Here is a 16,973-nt window from a genome sequence, read left to right on the forward strand (position 1 = left end):
TTCAATGAAAAGATTCATCCCGCATTTCACAAAAAATCTGCTGATCGCCGCTGTGAGTTTTGCCTCGATGGAAGCCATGGCCGCCACCGATCTGGTGCTGCTCAACGGCAAGATTTTCACCGCCGACCGCGCCCAACCGAAGGTTCAGGCGCTGGCCGTGGAGAACGGCAAGGTGCTGAAAGTCGGCACGGATGCGCAGATCAAGGCCTTGATCGAACCCGGCACCCAGGTCATCGACCTCAAAGGCCAGGCGCTGATGCCTGGTCTGATCGACAGCCATTCCCACGCGATTTTCGGCGGACTGGAAATGGTCTCGGCGAATATGGAAGACGACGTGGTCGGTCTGGATGAACTGGAAAAACGCCTGCGCGGCTGGCGCGACGACGGCAAGGCCCGGCATGGCGACGTATTGAGCGTGGCCGGCATGAGTTCGGCGTATTGGGCCAAGGCTGAGGCATTGGGCAAAATCTTCAATAACGGCGAATGGGCCGACGTGCCAGTGGTGTTCACCGGCAGCGATCACCACACCGCATGGGCCAACAACGTCATGCTCAAGCGTGCGGGCATCGACGCCGCGCTGCTGAAAAACCTGCCGGACGCAGAAAAAGACACCATCGGCAAACTGCCCAACGGTGAACCGAACGGCTTTGTGGTCGACGCCGGCTGGGATCGGGTCGCCTCGAAAATGCCAGTGCCGAGCCCGGCCGACATGCTCAAGGCCGCGCAATCGGCGGTGCGCTTCAACAACAGCCTCGGCATCACCGCGTGGATGGACCCCGCCGCCAACGCCGCGCCGGGCGAGCCGGTGTTCGCCCTCAAGCCCACCGAGAAAACCGTCGGCGTGCTGCCGGCCTATAAAGCCCTGTCGGACAGCGGCGGCATGACCGCCCACGTCGCCGCGCTGCTGGTGGCCAATCCGAAAAGCGTACCGGCCGATCTCGATACCCTCGACAAGGTGCGCCGGCAATTTCAGGGCATTCCCAATCTGACGCTGCCGGGAATCAAGATCTTCGCCGACGGCGTGATCGAGTACCCGGCCCAGAGCGCGGCGATGATCGATCCCTACAGCAACTCGCACAAACAGGGCGAGCTGCTGATCGATCCACAGCATTTCGGCGAACTGGTCAGCGCCATCGACCAGCGCGGCTGGCTGGTGCACATCCACGCCATCGGCGACCGCGCAGTGCGCGAATCCCTGAACGGCATCGCCCAGGCGCGCAAGGACCGGCAGAGCGGCGTGACGCACTCGATCACGCACCTGCAAATGGTCAACCCGAAGGAGTTCGCCCGCTTCAAGCCGTTGAACGTGATTGCCTCGATGCAGCTGCTGTGGGCCAGCGCCGACGACTACACCACCGACATGATCAAGCCTTACGTCAGTGCCCTCGCCTTCCGCTATCAATACCCGGCGCATTCGCTGCTCAAGCAAGGCGCGACGATTGCCGGCGCCAGCGACTGGCCGGTGTCCTCGCCGAACCCGTGGAATGCCATGGCCCAGGCCATCACCCGCACCGGGCCGCTGGGCGTGCTCAACGCCGACGAACGCCTGGACCGCGAAACCATGTTCTACGCCTACACCGCCAACGCCGCGCGGACTATCGGCCTGGAGCAACAGATCGGCTCGCTGAGCCCCGGCAAACAGGCCGATTTCATCGTGCTCGATCGCGACGTGTTCAGCGTCGATGACAAAGCCCTGCATGACACCCAGGTGCTGCAAACCTGGTTCGCCGGCCGCCAGGTCTACGCCCCTACCCTCTAATAACAATCGCCGTACCCGCTGCCCGACCCCGCGCCCGTCGCCGGGGTCCGGCGCAGCCTTGCCCGCTTCCTGCCCATAACAACCACAACAACGGGACTTCACATGAAAGCCTTGCCCCTGCTCGCCCTCACTTCCTTGAGCCTGCTGCCCTTGAGCAGCCACGCAATCCCCCTGAACGATGATTTCGCGGTGCTGGTCGACCTGACCCTGGCCAGCGACTACCGCACCCGCGGCATCTCCCAGACCCAGAACGACCCGGCCGTACAGGCCGGTCTGACCCTGGCCCACAGCAGCGGCCTGTACCTCGGCGCGTGGAGCTCGAACGTCGATTTCGGTGGCGGCCTGAAAACCCGTCAGGAAGTCGATTACTACGCCGGCTGGCTGTGGCAGGCAACCGAGACCGTGAGCCTGGATCTGGGCTACATCAAATACGCGTATCCCAAGGAGAGCCAGTTCAACCAGAGCGAGGTGTACTCGATTCTCAGCGCTTACGGCGTGAAACTCGCGGCCTATTACTCCAGTGACGCGCCGGGCATCGACAGCAAACAGAGTTCGCTCTACAGCTACATCGGCTATGAAACCGAATTGCCGTTGGATTCCGGGCTGAAGCTGCGCTACGGCAACATGGACTTCAAGGACCCGCATATGTATTCGGCGTCCGGCCACAGCGAAGAGTCCTACCGGGAGTGGGAAGTCAAACTGACCCACAGCCTGGCCGGCATGGTGCTGGGCCTGAGCTACATCGACACCGACCTCTCGCAGAGCCAGTGCCTGAGCAGTTGGGGCTTCGAGGACGTGTGCACGGCGACGGTAGTCGCCAGCGTCAGCAAATCCTTCTGACCCGCCGCAAACCTCCCGTGGGAGCCGGCCTGCTGGCGCCCACATTTTTTGCACTTACCGTGATTTTGTTACCGGATGTTTACGGAATTTTTACCAATGCTCTTCTACAGTTACGCGCGTAACCGCATGGGTTTTCGACTGACGTAGAGGAAAGTATCGAAATGGCTTTGGGCAAAGGACTGCGTTTACCGTCCATCACTCCGACCCGCCTGGTGCTGCTGTTTTCGCTGGCACTGGTGGCGCTGTACAACCTGGCGACCTGGAAGGCGCTGGGAACGCTGATTACCTTGCAAGGCGCGCACAAACTGGCGTTCTTCGCGTCCTTCGGACTGTTTCTCTGGGCGGCGATCACGCTGCTGCTGACACTGATCTCGTTTCGCTGGACGCTGAAACCGGCGCTGACGCTGGTGGCCCTGCTCTCGGCCTGCGCGGCGTATTTCATGAACGAATACGGAATCACCATCGACACGGTGATGATCCAGAACGTGTTCGAAACCAATCCGGGGGAAGCCACGGCGCTGTTCAGCGGCAAACTGCTGGCTTACGTGCTATTGCTCGGCGTGTTGCCGGCTGTGCTGATCTGGCGCTGGCCGGTGGTTTATCGGCCGTTCTTTCGGGGTTTGCTGAACAAGGTGCTGGTGATCGTCGCCTGTGTGCTGGTGATCGGCGCTTCGGTGGGCGCGTTCTATTCGACCTACGCGCCGATCTTTCGCGAGGAAGACAAACTCACCCACTTCATCAACCCGACCAACTACATCTACGCGATCAGCAAATACACCAAGCAACGGCTGGGGATCAAAAAGCATTTTGTGGTGCAGGCCATCGGCGAAGACGCGGTGATGAGCGCCAAGGCGGCCTCCCGCGAGAAGAAATCGCTGATGGTGTTCGTGGTCGGCGAAACCGCCCGGGCCGACCATTTCTCGCTCAACGGCTATGAGCGCGAGACCAATCCCGAGCTGAGCAAACTCGACATCCTCAATTTCACCAATGTGCATTCCTGCGGCACCTCGACAGCGGTGTCGGTGCCGTGCATGTTCTCGATGTTCCCGCGCGAGGACTACAGCGACAAGAAAGGCAAAACCTACCAAGGCCTGCTGGACATCCTGCAACGGGCCGGCGTGCAGGTGCTGTGGCTGGACAACAACAGCGACTGCAAAGGCACCTGCCTGCGCGTGCCGAACCGCGACATCGCGAAGAACCAGCCGGGGCCGTTCTGCGACGGCAACAACTGCCTCGACGAGGCGCTGCTGGCCGACCTGCAAGGCTACATCGACAGCCTCAAGGGCAACGCGATCATCGTCCTGCACGCCGACGGCAGCCACGGCCCGGAATACTACGAGCGCTATCCGAAGGACATGGAGCGTTTCAAACCGATCTGCCACACCAACCAGCTGGGCAGTTGCAGCCGTGACGAACTGGTCAACGTCTACGACAACACGATCCTCTACACCGACCATTTCCTGGCCAAGGTAATCGAGCTGCTCAAACGCAATCAGGACCACCTCGATACATCGATGCTGTACGTGTCCGACCATGGCGAATCACTGGGCGAGAACGGCCTCTACCTGCACGCCGCGCCCTATGCGCTGGCGCCGGAAGCCCAGACCCATGTGCCGATGGTGATGTGGTTCGGCAACAACACCCTGGCGCAACTGGGCATCGACCGAGCCTGCCTGCAAGGCAAAAGCAGCCAGCCGGATCTGAGCCACGACAACCTGTTCCATTCGGTGCTCGGGTTGTTCGAAGTCAGGACGTCGCTGTATCAGCCGGGGCTGGATATTTTCCATGGCTGCCGGCCGGCGATGACGGCGGGACAGTGATCCCCTCCAGCTGCGCCAGATAGGCCCACGGGTAAATCCCGCGCTGATGGCCATCGCTGAACACCAGTTGCAGGCCGTAGCCCTGAGCGTTCAATTCGATGACCCGCACACGCGGGTCAACCATGGGCGGCGAGCCCCGCAGGCGAAATGCCCGGCATTGCGAGCACGGGCACTGGCGGCGCAGTTCGGCATGGTCGAGCAACTGCTCGCGGCCATCCGGCCAGCTCAGCCGTAACCGGTGTTCACTTTGGGAATTGCCGACCGACAGCGGATTCATTGCAGCTGACTCAAGGCAATCCGCACGGCTTTGCGCACTTCCGGGTCGCCGTCGTCCTGCGCGGCCTGCAACGCCGCCACCGCCCCACGATCGTTCAATTCGCCGAGGGCCAGCGCGGCTTCCTTGCGCAGGTTACTGATGCGATGACCGAGGGTGTCGATCAGGGCGTCGAGGGCAGCGACGTACTTGAGGCGCCCGAGGCTGCGGGTGGCGCGCAGGCGCACCTGCCAGTAGTCGTCGGCCAAGGCTTCGATCAGCGCCGGCCCGGCGTCGGTGTGGCCGACCTTGCCGAGGGTGGTCGCGGCTTCTTCGCGCACTTGCCAGGCCTGGTCCTGCAAGGCCTGACGCAATGCGGGCAGTACTTCGGCGTCACTTGCCAGACCCAGGGCGCCGGTGGCGGCGCGGCGCACTTCGGTGTCCGGGTCATCACTCGCCAGGCGGGCCAGGGCTGGCAACGCGTCGAGTTGCTTGAGCCAGCCGAGCACGCCGACGGCTTCGCGACGGACGCTGGCATCGGCATCATTCAGCGCCTGAATGGCGGCCGGCGCAGCGCCGGGGAAACGCAACTCGCGCAAGGCGCGGAACGCGGCAATCCGCACGCCGGTTTCGGAATGGGCGGTCCACGGCAGAATCACCCTGCCCGCCGCTTCGGTCTTGAGCAGGCTCAGGCTCTGCGCCGCTGCGGCTTGCACCGCCGGCGACGGATCCGTCAGCGCCCGGCACAGCGCGTCAACCACCGACTCGTCTTCCCAGGCTTCCAACAGACGCGCCGCTTCGGCACGCACTTCTTCGGCGGGGTCTTCGGCCAGGCGCTCGACCAGCCAGAGCAGACCGTCCGGCTCTTCGAGGTCGGCCAGATCGATCAGGGCAATCCGCCGTACACCGGCGTCATCAGCGGTGAGGCGTGGTTGCAGGGCGAGAATGTCGTCGTTATCGGTCACAGCAAAAAATGAAGTCACAGGGCAAATCTCGGCAAGGCGTTTTCAGGAGGCAAACCGAGCGGATTGAGGCGCGGCAGCGGTCGGTCGTTGTCGTGGCGCAGCAGGTCGAGGCAGTGGCGCTTGAGGCGCGAGAACTCGTGGCTGGTCACCAGTTCGGTGGTGCGTGGCCGGGGGAAATCCAGACGCAGGTCTTCGATGATTCGCCCCGGCCGTGCGCTCATCACCAGCAAGCGATCAGCGAGGAACAGCGCTTCGTCGATGTCATGGGTGACGAACACCACGGTGGTGCGAATCCGCGTCCAGATGTCCAGCAGCAATTCCTGCATGTTCAGGCGGGTCAGCGCGTCCAGTGCGCCGAAGGGTTCATCCATCAGCAACAGCCGGGGGCGATTGACCAGCACCCGGGCGATCTCCACCCGTTGCTGCATGCCGCCGGACAGTTGATCGGGCCAGCGTTCGGCGAAGCCTTCGAGGCCGACCAGTTCGAGGATTTCATCGGCGGCGCGATGGCGCTCGGCCTTGCCGATGCCGCGCATCTTCAGGCCGAAGGCAACGTTGTCGCGCACCGTGCGCCACGGGAACAGGGTGTGATGCTGGAACACCATGCCGCGTTGCGGTGACGGGCCGGACACTTCGGTGCCATCGACTTTCAACTGCCCGCCATGGGGTTGCAGATGCCCGGCCAGCGCACCGAGCAAGGTCGATTTGCCGCAACCGGACGGGCCGAGAATGCACACGAACTGGCCGGGTTCGATCTGGCAATCCAGGCCCTGCACCGCTTCAAAGGCTTGCCGGCCTTCGCCAAGGACGATGGATAGCTGACGGATGTCGATCCGCCCTTCCGGGGTTTGCATCACGCTCATCAGGCTTTTCCTCGTGGTCGATGCCAGGGCGTGAACAGCCCGCCCAAGCGTTTGATCAGCAGGCTGCTGCCCATGCCCAGGACGCCGATCAGCAACATGCCGACCACGATGTCGGCGTAGTTCTGGATGGTGTAGGACTCCCAGGTGTAGTAACCGATACCGAACTGGCCGGAGATCATTTCGGCGGTCACCAGACAGAACCACGACGTGCCCATGCCGATCGCGAGGCCGGTGATGATGCTCGGCGCGGCGCCTGGCAGGATCACTTCCAGCAGGATCGCCCGACGCCCGGCCCCGAGGCTTTTGGCAGAGGCGATCAAGCGTGGGTCGACACCTTCGACGCCGTGCACGGTGTTGAGCAGGATCGGGAACAGCGCGCCGGTGAAGGTGATGAAGACCATCGACAGTTCGGAGGATGGGAACATCAGGATGGCCAGTGGAATCCAGGCGACGGCGGGGATTGGGCGCAGCACTTCCAACGGTGGCAGCAGCAGGTCTTCAGCCCACTTTGAGCGGCCGATGGCCAGGCCCAGGGCGACACCGATGATCAGCGCAGCAAGGTAGCCGGCGAAGACCCGGCCGAGGCTGGCGGTCAGGTGCTGGATGAGTTTGCCGGAGTCGCCGAGGCCGAGGGCGGCTTCGATTACGGCCAGCGGGGTTGGCACGTTGGCGAAGGTGACGAGGCCGAGGTTCCAGTGGTGGCTGGCGGCGAGTTGCCAGAAGAGCAGGCAGAACGCTATGGAGATTGCTCTGGTGGTCCAGCGGGCTTTCGGGATTTTCATGGATCGGAATTCCGTGTGATGACTGAGATCGAACCCCCTCACCCCAGCCCTCTCCCCCAAGGGGGCGAGGGGGAAAGGGGGCAGATCTTCAAGCCTTTCAAAACCTGTACCCGACTCGAGAACGAGCAGATGTTCATGATTTTCAAACCTGAGTTCGGCTCGATATCTCAGGTCGGCGTAACTCTTCAGAACAACACCGTCAGTCCCCTCTCCCTCCGGGAGAGGGTTAGGGTGAGGGGGAGCTTTTGATCTGCTGTTAACGTGCAGCCACGGCCTGGGTCGTGGCATCGGTGAAGTCAAACACCTTCCCGCCCTGCGCCGAAGCAAATTGCTGCGCCTGCCCCTTGAGCAAAAACGCGCTGAGGCGACCCTTCGCATCACTGGCAAACCACGCCTGCTCCGCCAGCAACTTGATCCCGCTGTCACTCGCCTGGGCATACACCGCCCGGATGTTCTTGCCTTCCGACTTCAGGCCGGCCAGTGCGTTAAACGCCTCCTCAGCCGAGGCATACCGCCGGACCTTGTCTTCACCCCGCACCCAGATTTCCGCGACATGGCTGAAGTCGGTGATCGCTTTGCCGGTCAATGCATCCTGCGACTTCAACGGCGTCTGCGCGTAGTTGGCCAGTTGCGCCGTGTAATCCAGATTCGAAGCCTTGAACGCCGCACGAATGTACTGATCGTCAATAAAGGTATTCAGATCGAGCCCGCGATCCGCCTTCTTCAGCAACTTCAACGTGTCGATGGCGGTGCCCACAGCCTGGCGATATTCCGGCTTCCAGCTCAGGTCGCGGGTCTGTACGCCCAGCGGGCCGTGGAACAGGTAATTGACCTCAGCATCGACGCCAGTCACCTTGGCGATCAGCTCGCTGTATTTCTCCGGTTCGGCGGCCAGCAGTTGATTGGCCTCGATGCTGGCGCGCAGGTAGGCGACGACGATTTCCGGGTACTTTTTCGCGTAGGCCTGATCCACCAGCGCACCGTGGAAGGTCGGTGCATTGGCCTGGGCGCCGTCGTAGATCTTGCGGGCGAAGCCGCGGCTCGGGAACAGTTCGGCGAACGGCACGAAGTCGGCGTGGGCGTCGATCTTGCCGGCCTGCAACGCGGAGCCCGCAACCTCTGGCGGTTGGGCAATGATGTTCACGTCCTTGAGCGGATCCCAGCCCTGCTCCGCCACGGCGCGCAGCAACATGCCGTGGGCGGTGGAGGCGAACGGCACGGAAATGGTTTTGCCCTTGAGCTCACTCAGCGACTGCACGCCAGACGCGCTCGGCACCACGATGCCGTTGCCGCTGCCCTTGATGCTGCCCGACAGCACGCTGATGAACAGGCTGTGTTTGCCGGCGGTTTCGAATGCCACGCCGTTGAACGCGCCGGGGAAATCGGCCATGGCGCCGAAGTCGAGTTTGCCGGCGACCATCTCGTTGGTCAGCGGTGCGCCGCTGGTGAAGTTCTTCCACTGCACGTCGTACTTGGCGTCCTTGTAGGCGCCGTCGTGAGGCAGGTATTTGTCGAGCAGGCCCAGCTCGCGAATCAACAGGCCGCCGGCGGCGCAGTTGATGGTGGTGTCCTGGGTGCCGATGGCAATGCGGATGGTTTCGGCCGAGGCCGACAGGGTGAACGAAGCCAGTACCAGACCGGCGATTGCTGCACGCAACATGGTTGAATCCCCTCGAATCATTTTTAGGATGTTCGTCTCCGCCGCGATCAGGGCGCGGTGGGAAACGAGGGGTGTGTTGAATCAGGCGTCCGGTGTTGCCGGATAGCGTTTTAGCGAAGCAGATACGGGATTTCGACTTTCACCGCACCGGTCGGGCAGTCCTTTTCGCACGGCATGCAGTACCAGCATTCATCGAAGGCCATGTAGGCCTTTTGCGTGGCCGGGTTGATCGCCAGCAGGTCCATCGGGCAGACGTCGACGCACACGGTGCAGCCCTTTTCGGCGATGCATTTGTCCTCGTCCACGGTGACGGGGGCGTTGGAGCGGAAGAAGATTTCCTGGGCTTGATAGGCCATGGTTCGGACTCTCTCTAGTGGTGCATCAAGCGGCGAAAGCGCCGACCCGAAGGCGGTCGTAAGCCTGCATTTCCTCGGCGTCGAGCGGGATGATGTAAGGCTCGACGGCTTTCTTGAAACTGGTCATGCGCCCGTCCTCGCCCTTCTTCAGGTGGCAGTGGCAGAACCATTCGCGGTCGTCCCGTTGCGGGTGATCGACGCGGTAGTGGTACAGGCCCCAGCGGCTTTCGGCGCGGAACAGCGAAGCGCGGGCGGCCATTTCGGCGCAGTCGCGAATCACGCTGGTTTCCATGGCGCGCATCAGTTCGTGGGCGTTGTTGGCCTTCATCTCGTCGAGATCGCGTTCGATGTCGCTGAAGCGTTGCAGGCCGATTTCCATTTTCTTGGTCACTTTCGGCGGTTGCAGGTAGTCGTTGACGAAGCGCCGCAGCTTGTACTCGACCTGCGCCGGCGGCAGACCATGCTCGCGATCCAGCGGTGCGTAGACCCGGGTCTTTTCCTTCTCGATCTGCTCGGCATCCAGCGCAGAGAACTCGCGCCCGGCGACAAACTCCGCCGCGTTGTTGCCCGCGAACCAGCCGTAAGTGAACGCGCCAAGCATGTAGTTGTGCGGCACGGCGGCCATGTCACCGGCCGAGTACAAACCTTTCACCGACGTTTCGGCCCGCTCGTTGACCCACACGCCGGACGCCGAGTGGCCGCTGCAAAAACCGATTTCCGAGATGTGCATCTCGACCATCTGCGTGCGGTAGTCGGTGCCGCGATTGGCGTGGAACTGGCCGCGGCTTGGACGTTCGTTGCTGTGGAGGATTTCCTCGATGTTCTGGATGGTTTCCTCGGCCAGGTGATCGAGTTTGAGGAACACCGGGCCGTTGCCGCTCTCCAGTTCCTGGTGGAACTCCCACATCATCTGCCCGCTCCAGTAGTCGCACTCGATGAAGCGTTCGCCCTTGTTGTTGGCGGTGTAGCCACCGAGCGGGCCGGTGACGTAGGCGCAGGCCGGGCCGTTGTAGTCCTTGATCAGCGGGTTGATCTGGAAGCACTCGAGGTTCGCCAGTTCGGCCCCGGCGTGATACGCCATGGCGTAACCGTCGCCGGCATTGGTCGGGTTTTCGTAGGTGCCCATCAGATAACCCGAGGACGGCAGACCGAGTCGTCCGGCAGCGCCGCAGGCAAGAATCACTGCCTTGGCTTTGATCACATGGAAGTCGGCGGTGCGGCAATCGAAGCCCATCACACCGTTGACGGCGCCCTCCTCGTCGGTCAGCAAACGGGTGCAGACCAGTCGATTGGTGATGCTCACCCGCGCCCGCTTCAACTGGCGATACAGGACTTTCTTGATGTCGTGCCCTTCGGGCATCGGCAGCACGTAGGCGCCCATGTGGTGGACTTTCTTCACCGCGTAATCGCCGGTCTCGTCCTTCTCGAACTTCACGCCCCAGCGGTCGAGCTGCTCGATGGTTTCAAAGCTGTGGGTGGCGTAGGCGTATACCGCCGCCTGATTGACGATGCCGTCGTTGGCGATGGTGATTTCCTTGGTGTACTGCTCGGGCGTCGAATGGCCGGGGATGATCGCGTTGTTCAGGCCGTCCATGCCCATGCTGATCGCGCCGCTGCGCTTGACGTTGGCCTTGTCGACCAGCAGCACGCGCAGTTCCTTGTTCTTTTCCTTGGCCTTGATCGCGGCCATCGGGCCGGCAGTGCCGCCGCCGATCACGACGATGTCGTATTCCTGTTCGAGAGTATTGCGGGTCATGTTCAGGCCCCTTTTTGCCGGTCGATCCGCAGGCGGTACTGGAACGCATCGCCACGGTAGTAAAGGTGTTCGAAGTCCAGCGGCTGGCCGTTGGCGTCATGGGTCAGCCGTTCGATGCGCATGATCGGCGAGCCGGCCTCGACGTTCAGCGCCTGGGTCAGGTCGCTGTCGGCCAGCACCGCGTCGATGGCCAGATCGGCGTGGCCGAGGGCGATGCCGCAGTCGTTTTCGAGGATCAGGAAGATGTCGCGGGTGACCAGATCGGCCTTCTCCAGCCGCTCGCCGACGGCTCTGGGCAGGTAGGTGATTTCCAGCGAAATCGGCTCGCGGTTGATCAGCCGTACACGCTTTATCTGCGCGACGATTTCGCCTTCGGCGACCTGCAAACGCTCGGCGACCAGTTTGTCGGCGGCGATGAATTTGAAGCTGCGCAGGCGGTTGATCACCTCGTAGCCACGGCCGGTCATGGACTCGGCTAGGCCTTGCAGGGTGCTGACGTTTTGAAAGGTCTTGGGTTTGGCAACGAAGGTGCCTTTGCCGTGGATCTTGAAGATCAGCCCTTCTTTCTGCAGATCGCCCAGGGCCTGGCGCACGGTGATGCGGCTGACCTTGAACAGGGTGCCAAGCTCACTTTCGGACGGCATCTGGCTGTCTTGCGGGTATTCGCCGTCGAGAATCCGGGCGCGCAGCACGTCGCGCAGTTGGGTGTGCAGAGGAACGCTGCCAAGGGAGAGAACGTTATCGGTCATCACGGGATCACTTGTTATAACGAGTTATGACGTGATCTTAGAGACGTTATGACAAGCTTGAGAAATATTGTTTGGGCATAACCTTAGATGCGCCTTCAGTGGCGCTTGAGGATCTGATCCATGACCCAATCGGTCTTGAGGGCTTCGGCGGCGACTGCGGGGTGCTGCGACTCACCGCGAATCTGCGCATTCATGCCCAGTACGTGGTGCCACTGGATGTGTTCGTGGTGAGGGATTTCCAGGCTGATGTGTTCATCGGCGTGCAGCTCGACCGGATGCTCGTCGAACACCGAAAAACCGATCCGCCCTTGGCTGCCGATGATCTCGACCCGATCCTCGCGCCGGTCCGCAACAAAGCTCCAGCAGCCCATGCCCAGCGCGCCCGAGGCGAATCGCCAACTGGCGCTGACCGCATCTTCCGCCGCATACAACCCGGCCTGGCGTGCGGTGAAGCCGGCGACTTCAACGATGTCGCCGAGCAGGTACTGGAACAGGTCAAAACCATGGCTGGCCAGATCCGCGAAGTACCCGCCCCCGGCCACCGCCGGATCGGTGCGCCAGTTTGCGCTACCGTCCAGATCCTTGGGCGATGGCGCCTTGGTCAGCGTCCAGCTCAGATGCCGCACCTCGCCGATGCGCCCCTGCTCCAGCCATTGCCGAACCTGCTGGAAACGCGGCAGTGAACGACGGTAATAGGAGACGAACAGGTGCAGACCCGCATCAGAGAACACCTGCTGCATCTCGCGGCTTTGCCCGGCGTTGAGGGCCATGGGTTTTTCCACGCAGCAATGCTTGCCGGCGGCGGCGACTTTCAGGCTGTAGGCGTGGTGGCTGTCGGGGGGCGTGGCGATGTACACCGCATCAACCTCGGGGTCGTTGATCAAGGCATCGACGTCGGTGTAAGTCCGATCGATGCCGTGGCGCGCGGCGTAATCGGTCACGGCTTCGAGGCGGCGCCCCATCACTGCGACCAACGCCGAACCGGGCGCCTTGTAGAAGGCTGGCCCACTCTTGCGTTCAGCGACGCTGCCGCAACCGATCATGCCCCAACGCACCACGTTCATGCTTGCGACTCAGCCGATGCGCAGTGCGCGCAGATCGAGGTGGCCGTTTTGCAGCGGCGGGCACCAGTAGTAGCCGCCGGTGATCGGCCGGCTGATGCGGTACAGACCGTCGGTGATGCCGTCTTCCAGACCGCTCATGCGGCGCAGTTGCGCTTCGAAGGCGTCGAGGGAGAAGCCGAACGCCAGGAACATCAGGCCGGCGCGGTCGCCTTCGATCCACGGCATCGAACGACGCACGACGAAGGCTTCCGGGGCGAAACTTTCCTGGGCGGTGCGCTTGACGTGGGCGGAAACCGGGGCGTCGTCGATCTCTTCGTTGTCGCTCAGGCGACGACCCATGATGTTGTCCTTGTCCTCGGCGGACAGCGCATGGAAACTCTTGAGGTCGTGCTGCCATTGCTGGATCGCGGCAAAGCTGCCACCGACCAGACCCTCGGCGCCTTCACTTTGCAGTGCGGCGGCGACAGCGGCTTCGTCATGCGGGTTTTCGGTGCCGTCTTCATAACCGGTGAGGTCATGGCCGTCCTTGTGGCGGAAGGCTTCCTGCATCTGCACCAGACGCAGCGCCGGGGCCAGTGCGGCCTCAAGTGCGGTGCTGCGATTGAGCAGATCGCCACGGTCGACACCGTGCAGCCAGACCCACAGGGCGTGCTGGGTCGACGGGTTTTCCACGCCAACGCCGGTCAGCGCCGGGAAGCTGCGCAGGCCGTCGATGTTCACATTCAGGGCCTTGGCCAGGGATTCACCGAAACCGACCACCGCCGACTTGCCGTCCACCAGGTTCAGCAGGTTGTCGATCGCCTGCGGCAGCGCTTCAACCGACTCGAGGGCGAAAAACAGGTGACGTGCTTGCGGCGGAACAGGGGTGGCGAGAATGCCCGGCTGGTAGTAACTCATGTCGACTCCTTGGAAAGAGCGCGGAGTTTAACTGTAGCCGGAGGGTTTGTGGGGGGTTGAAATGGGTTGGATAGCTTCAAAAGCCCCTCACCCTAGCCCTCTCCCGGAGGGAGAGGGAACTGATTGGGGAAAATTGAGGAGGTACGCCGACCTGAACGAACGATGGTGAATCCATAATCGACACAGAATTTTCAGGTCGATGTATCGCGCAAGACAACTCGGTCGGCCCCCTCTCCCTCGGGGAGAGGGCTGGGGTGAGGGGTATCGGTCTCAAGTCAAATCACAGAACTCTCCATGCGCCATGCACTCGGACTCTTCCCCGTCCAGCGCTTGAACGCCCGGCGAAAACTGCGAACGTCGCTGTAACCGACTTCCTCGGTAATCCGCTCGATCGGCATGTCCGGATTGGCCAGCAAACTCATGGTTCGCGCCTGGCGCACTTGCTCCAGCAATGCTTCAAAAGTCAACGAATGCTCAGTCAGCCGCCTACGCAAGGTGCGGCTGCTCATGTTCAAGTCGCCGGCAATCTTTTCAATGTGACTGCCCCGACTCAGATCCCGCGCAATCGCCCGCTCCACAGCCTGGATCAGATCGAGTTTCTGATGAACCTGCGCCGCCTCCAGCTCCAGCAACTTGACCGCCTGACGCAGCGCCAGCGAATGGTGGTTGGGCAGGTTCACATCCAGCCATTGCACGTCGATCAGCATGCGGTTGTGCAGGCACCCGAAGCGCACCTCCGGCCCCAGCAGCCGCCGGTACTCATCCAGGTAATCCGGCGCGGCGTGCATGAACTCCACGGCAATCGGCTTGAACGTCTCGCCCACCAGCGCCCGCCCATAGACCAGCAGGCTGGCGAAAAACTCTTCCACCGCAAACACCTGCACCTCGGCAAACGGCAACCGGCATTCAACGTCGACGTACACCTGATCGCCCACCACATCGACGCTGGAAACCACGATCCCACCGGAGGTGTGCTGATGCCGGACCCCGATTTCGAACGCATCGCGCAAGGTCTTGCACAGCGACAGCACGTGCCCCAGCAGCCCCAGCGTACCGAGCACATTCTGCGCACCGACCCACAGTCCCAGCCCCTGATTGGGCAACGCTTTAAGCGCACGCTGGATCATCGCCACGGCCTGGCGATAGGAAATCCTCTGCGCCGGATCCTGCAAATCCTCGAAATCAAAACCCAGGCCACGGCACAGACTCTGCGGCTCGATGCCCTTGTTGGCGGCGACTTCGGCCAGGGTTTGCAGGAGAAATGGCGACACCAGCGCCAGTTCGAAGGTCGGGTCTTGGACTTTTACGTTCATGGAGGCTGACATTCCGGATCACGCTGAATTGTTATTTTTGTTACCGGTTATGTCGAAGGAAGTTAGCACAGGGTTGACGAAGTGTCCGCAGAAGCCCCCTTCCGTGTCCGCCAATACCCTGCCCTGTTGTGCGCCAAGGGCTTATTTCTATCGTAGCCGGGCACCCTGCGTGCCGGCGTTGCGCCCAAAACACAATAATAATGAGGACGGACATGACCCCGAACCGCGCGACATTCCCTGTGCGACTGGCGCTGAGCCTGCTCGGCTGCGCCGCGACCCTGCCGGCGCTGGCCACCGAAGCCGGCGTCGACAACATCGGCCCCGGCACCGACGGCTTCTTCATGCTGCCGCTGGAAGTCGACAGCCTTCCGGAGAACATGGTCGCCTTCAACCTCTACTACAACCACTACAAGTCACGAAAGCTCAACATCAGTTCGCTCGGCGGCAAGGTGCCGAATGTCGAGATCGAATCCACCGCCGTCATCCCGCGTCTCGACTACCTTAGCCCGGTGCGGATTTTCGGCGGACGACTGGCCGGTTACATCGCCCAGCCGTGGCTCAAGCAGGAAGTCTCGGTGTTCGGCCTGAGCGACACCCGCGAAGGCATGGGCGATACCACCATCGCGCCGATCATCCTGTGGGACATGGGCAAGGACCTGACCCTCGGCGCCGCCGTGGAAATCACCGTGCCCACCGGCGAATACAGCGTCGATCGGCTGGCCAACACCAGTAACAACTTCTACACCTACAAGCCGCTGTTTTCCTTCACCTGGCTGCCAACCGAGCGCACCGAGGTGTCGATGAAAACCACCTACAGCTTCAACGAGAAGAACAAGGACACCGACTACAAATCCGGGCAGATCTTCCACTTCGATTACTCGGCCAGCTACAAGATCACCGACGACCTGATGCTCGGCATCAACGGCTACTACCTCAAGCAGACCACCGACGACAAACAGTTCGGCCACACCGTGCAGTTCGCCGGCCAGGACGTTGATGACGGCGTACGCGGCAAGGTCTTCGCCATCGGCCCGGCGCTGCACTTCACCTTCCTCAAGTACGCCAGCGTCGAGATCCGCTGGGCCAAAGAATTCGACGTGGAGAACCGGCCAGAGGGGGAAATGTTGTGGGCGAAGGTGAGTATTCCGTATGCGTTCTGAGTGCATTTGTAGGAAGGTGCGCGCGGATTTGTAGGCTGGAAACCTGAAAAACAGAGGGGAGGAATAGGCCTACAGCGGCGGTCGAGATTGCCGGACAACGATGGGAAACGTCCGGCAGATTTGAAAGGGGGACTTGCAGATACTGGGTCCCGCTACCTCATGGTTCCTCAAGGGCTCATGGGGCGCATCGTCTGCCAGTGACGACAATGGGCCATTCCCCCTTAAACTGCTGAAATTGATCACGGAGATCACTATGAGCATATTGCATTCCCCGTTTTACGCTGACTTCGAATCCGAAGAAGAGGCAGAGAGCTACGATCGCTGGTTTCGTGCGGAGGTACAGGATGCACTTGATGATCCAAGTCCTGGCATTCCCCATGATGAAGTTATGGCAATGCTCGACCAGATACTGGAAGAGATGCACAGGAAGCGCCGCTCTGCTGCTTGAATGGAGCAGCAAGTCCTCGCGTCAACTGGCTGATATCTTCAAATACATCGAGCAACACAACACCAACGCTTCAATTTCGCTAAGAAACAAGGTGGGTGCAGCAGCACAGCGACTTTCATCAATACCTTATGGTTACCGACCCGGCCGAGTACCTGGCACTCGCGAAATGGTGATTCATCCGAACTATCTGCTGGTTTATCGAGTGAATGGCCATATCAAAATACTGAGGGTGCTTCACGCCCGACAAAAATACCCCTCAACTTCAGCAACATAAAAAAAGGGCGGCCA

17 protein-coding genes and 1 pseudogene are annotated in these 16,973 nt (G+C 61.6%); 7 read left to right on the forward strand and 11 right to left on the reverse strand.

The features are described from left to right. Positions 1-4: 4 nt before the first annotated feature. The 3 genes from L6D82_RS18265 (at position 5) to L6D82_RS18275 (ending at position 4,419) form a co-directional block, all read left to right on the forward strand. The gene (locus L6D82_RS18265) at positions 5-1,759 is read left to right on the forward strand and encodes an amidohydrolase (protein WP_236190771.1); all 1,755 of its coding nucleotides are present in this window, start codon (positions 5-7) and stop codon (positions 1,757-1,759) included. Between the two features lie 102 nt (positions 1,760-1,861). After that, a complete protein-coding gene (locus L6D82_RS18270; RefSeq protein WP_236190773.1) occupies positions 1,862-2,599 on the forward strand; it encodes a TorF family putative porin in 738 nt (245 codons plus the stop codon). Positions 2,600-2,760: 161 nt separating this feature from the next. Next, on the forward strand, positions 2,761-4,419 hold the full coding sequence (locus L6D82_RS18275; RefSeq protein WP_236190775.1) for a phosphoethanolamine transferase: 1,659 nt from the start codon (positions 2,761-2,763) through the stop codon (positions 4,417-4,419). A gap of 7 nt (positions 4,420-4,426) precedes the next feature. Here L6D82_RS18275 and L6D82_RS18280 read toward each other — a convergent pair. From L6D82_RS18280 to L6D82_RS18295, 4 genes and pseudogenes are all read right to left on the reverse strand, one after another. Then, positions 4,427-4,696, reverse strand: a pseudogene (locus L6D82_RS18280) (DUF971 domain-containing protein); the annotation flags it as partial. Then, on the reverse strand, positions 4,693-5,655 hold the full coding sequence (locus L6D82_RS18285; RefSeq protein WP_102718878.1) for a HEAT repeat domain-containing protein: 963 nt from the start codon (positions 5,653-5,655) through the stop codon (positions 4,693-4,695). The pseudogene L6D82_RS18280 and the gene L6D82_RS18285, both read right to left, overlap by 4 nt. Continuing rightward, positions 5,652-6,500 (reverse strand): ABC transporter ATP-binding protein, encoded by an 849-nt coding sequence (locus L6D82_RS18290; protein WP_102718877.1) that lies wholly within the window; start codon positions 6,498-6,500, stop codon positions 5,652-5,654. Before L6D82_RS18290 ends, L6D82_RS18285 begins: the two co-directional genes overlap by 4 nt. Next, positions 6,500-7,282 (reverse strand): ABC transporter permease, encoded by a 783-nt coding sequence (locus L6D82_RS18295; RefSeq protein ID WP_236190777.1) that lies wholly within the window; start codon positions 7,280-7,282, stop codon positions 6,500-6,502. The genes L6D82_RS18290 and L6D82_RS18295 overlap by 1 nt, the downstream gene beginning before the upstream one ends. An 18-nt stretch (positions 7,283-7,300) precedes the next feature. Between L6D82_RS18295 and L6D82_RS18300 the strand changes: the two genes are divergently transcribed. Further along, positions 7,301-7,531 (forward strand): hypothetical protein, encoded by a 231-nt coding sequence (locus L6D82_RS18300; RefSeq protein ID WP_085745448.1) that lies wholly within the window; start codon positions 7,301-7,303, stop codon positions 7,529-7,531. 7 nt (positions 7,532-7,538) lie between these two features. Here L6D82_RS18300 and L6D82_RS18305 read toward each other — a convergent pair whose 3' ends face one another. From L6D82_RS18305 to L6D82_RS18335, 7 genes are all read right to left on the reverse strand, one after another. Further along, entirely contained in the window at positions 7,539-8,942 is a 1,404-nt protein-coding gene (locus L6D82_RS18305; protein WP_236190787.1) for an ABC transporter substrate-binding protein, read from the reverse strand. A 110-nt stretch (positions 8,943-9,052) separates the two neighbouring features. Continuing rightward, complete coding sequence (locus L6D82_RS18310; protein WP_007959413.1) at positions 9,053-9,298, reverse strand: 4Fe-4S dicluster domain-containing protein; 246 nt, start codon at positions 9,296-9,298, stop codon at positions 9,053-9,055. 25 nt (positions 9,299-9,323) lie between these two features. Continuing rightward, positions 9,324-11,054 (reverse strand): fumarate reductase/succinate dehydrogenase flavoprotein subunit, encoded by a 1,731-nt coding sequence (locus L6D82_RS18315; protein ID WP_102718864.1) that lies wholly within the window; start codon positions 11,052-11,054, stop codon positions 9,324-9,326. 2 nt (positions 11,055-11,056) lie between these two features. Next, positions 11,057-11,803, reverse strand: a complete 747-nt coding sequence (locus tag L6D82_RS18320) for a GntR family transcriptional regulator (protein ID WP_236190790.1) — start codon at positions 11,801-11,803, stop codon at positions 11,057-11,059. 95 nt (positions 11,804-11,898) lie between these two features. Then, positions 11,899-12,867, reverse strand: a complete 969-nt coding sequence (locus tag L6D82_RS18325; RefSeq protein ID WP_236190792.1) for a Gfo/Idh/MocA family protein — start codon at positions 12,865-12,867, stop codon at positions 11,899-11,901. Between the two features lie 9 nt (positions 12,868-12,876). Then, on the reverse strand, positions 12,877-13,764 hold the full coding sequence (locus L6D82_RS18330; RefSeq protein WP_102718862.1) for a Dyp-type peroxidase: 888 nt from the start codon (positions 13,762-13,764) through the stop codon (positions 12,877-12,879). A gap of 275 nt (positions 13,765-14,039) precedes the next feature. Continuing rightward, the gene (locus tag L6D82_RS18335) at positions 14,040-15,077 is read right to left on the reverse strand and encodes an AraC family transcriptional regulator (RefSeq protein WP_236190802.1); all 1,038 of its coding nucleotides are present in this window, start codon (positions 15,075-15,077) and stop codon (positions 14,040-14,042) included. Between the two features lie 212 nt (positions 15,078-15,289). On the opposite strand from L6D82_RS18335, the gene L6D82_RS18340 reads away from it, so the two are divergent. The 3 genes from L6D82_RS18340 (at position 15,290) to L6D82_RS18350 (ending at position 16,959) form a co-directional block, all read left to right on the forward strand. Next, entirely contained in the window at positions 15,290-16,237 is a 948-nt protein-coding gene (locus L6D82_RS18340; RefSeq protein ID WP_236190804.1) for a SphA family protein, read from the forward strand. 253 nt (positions 16,238-16,490) lie between these two features. Then, positions 16,491-16,685, forward strand: a complete 195-nt coding sequence (gene relB / locus L6D82_RS18345) for a type II toxin-antitoxin system RelB family antitoxin (RefSeq protein WP_236190807.1) — start codon at positions 16,491-16,493, stop codon at positions 16,683-16,685. Then, complete coding sequence (locus tag L6D82_RS18350) at positions 16,618-16,959, forward strand: type II toxin-antitoxin system RelE/ParE family toxin (protein ID WP_236190852.1); 342 nt, start codon at positions 16,618-16,620, stop codon at positions 16,957-16,959. Before relB ends, L6D82_RS18350 begins: the two co-directional genes overlap by 68 nt. The last annotated feature ends 14 nt before the right edge of the window (positions 16,960-16,973 follow it).

Origin of the sequence: Pseudomonas paraglycinae, assembly GCF_021601625.1 — a bacterium.
Classification (GTDB): Bacteria; Pseudomonadota; Gammaproteobacteria; order Pseudomonadales; family Pseudomonadaceae; genus Aquipseudomonas; species Aquipseudomonas paraglycinae.

Coding starts and splice junctions, on each gene's coding strand:
- L6D82_RS18265 (WP_236190771.1), top strand. CDS start 5: ATGAAAAGATTCATCCCGCATTTCACAAAAAATCTGCTGATCGCCGCT.
- L6D82_RS18270 (WP_236190773.1), top strand. CDS start 1,862: ATGAAAGCCTTGCCCCTGCTCGCCCTCACTTCCTTGAGCCTGCTGCCC.
- L6D82_RS18275 (WP_236190775.1), top strand. CDS start 2,761: ATGGCTTTGGGCAAAGGACTGCGTTTACCGTCCATCACTCCGACCCGC.
- L6D82_RS18290 (WP_102718877.1), bottom strand. CDS start 6,500: ATGAGCGTGATGCAAACCCCGGAAGGGCGGATCGACATCCGTCAGCTA.
- L6D82_RS18295 (WP_236190777.1), bottom strand. CDS start 7,282: ATGAAAATCCCGAAAGCCCGCTGGACCACCAGAGCAATCTCCATAGCG.
- L6D82_RS18300 (WP_085745448.1), top strand. CDS start 7,301: ATGACTGAGATCGAACCCCCTCACCCCAGCCCTCTCCCCCAAGGGGGC.
- L6D82_RS18305 (WP_236190787.1), bottom strand. CDS start 8,942: ATGTTGCGTGCAGCAATCGCCGGTCTGGTACTGGCTTCGTTCACCCTG.
- L6D82_RS18310 (WP_007959413.1), bottom strand. CDS start 9,298: ATGGCCTATCAAGCCCAGGAAATCTTCTTCCGCTCCAACGCCCCCGTC.
- L6D82_RS18315 (WP_102718864.1), bottom strand. CDS start 11,054: ATGACCCGCAATACTCTCGAACAGGAATACGACATCGTCGTGATCGGC.
- L6D82_RS18320 (WP_236190790.1), bottom strand. CDS start 11,803: ATGACCGATAACGTTCTCTCCCTTGGCAGCGTTCCTCTGCACACCCAA.
- L6D82_RS18325 (WP_236190792.1), bottom strand. CDS start 12,867: ATGAACGTGGTGCGTTGGGGCATGATCGGTTGCGGCAGCGTCGCTGAA.
- L6D82_RS18330 (WP_102718862.1), bottom strand. CDS start 13,764: ATGAGTTACTACCAGCCGGGCATTCTCGCCACCCCTGTTCCGCCGCAA.
- L6D82_RS18335 (WP_236190802.1), bottom strand. CDS start 15,077: ATGAACGTAAAAGTCCAAGACCCGACCTTCGAACTGGCGCTGGTGTCG.
- L6D82_RS18340 (WP_236190804.1), top strand. CDS start 15,290: ATGACCCCGAACCGCGCGACATTCCCTGTGCGACTGGCGCTGAGCCTG.
- relB (WP_236190807.1), top strand. CDS start 16,491: ATGAGCATATTGCATTCCCCGTTTTACGCTGACTTCGAATCCGAAGAA.
- L6D82_RS18350 (WP_236190852.1), top strand. CDS start 16,618: ATGAAGTTATGGCAATGCTCGACCAGATACTGGAAGAGATGCACAGGA.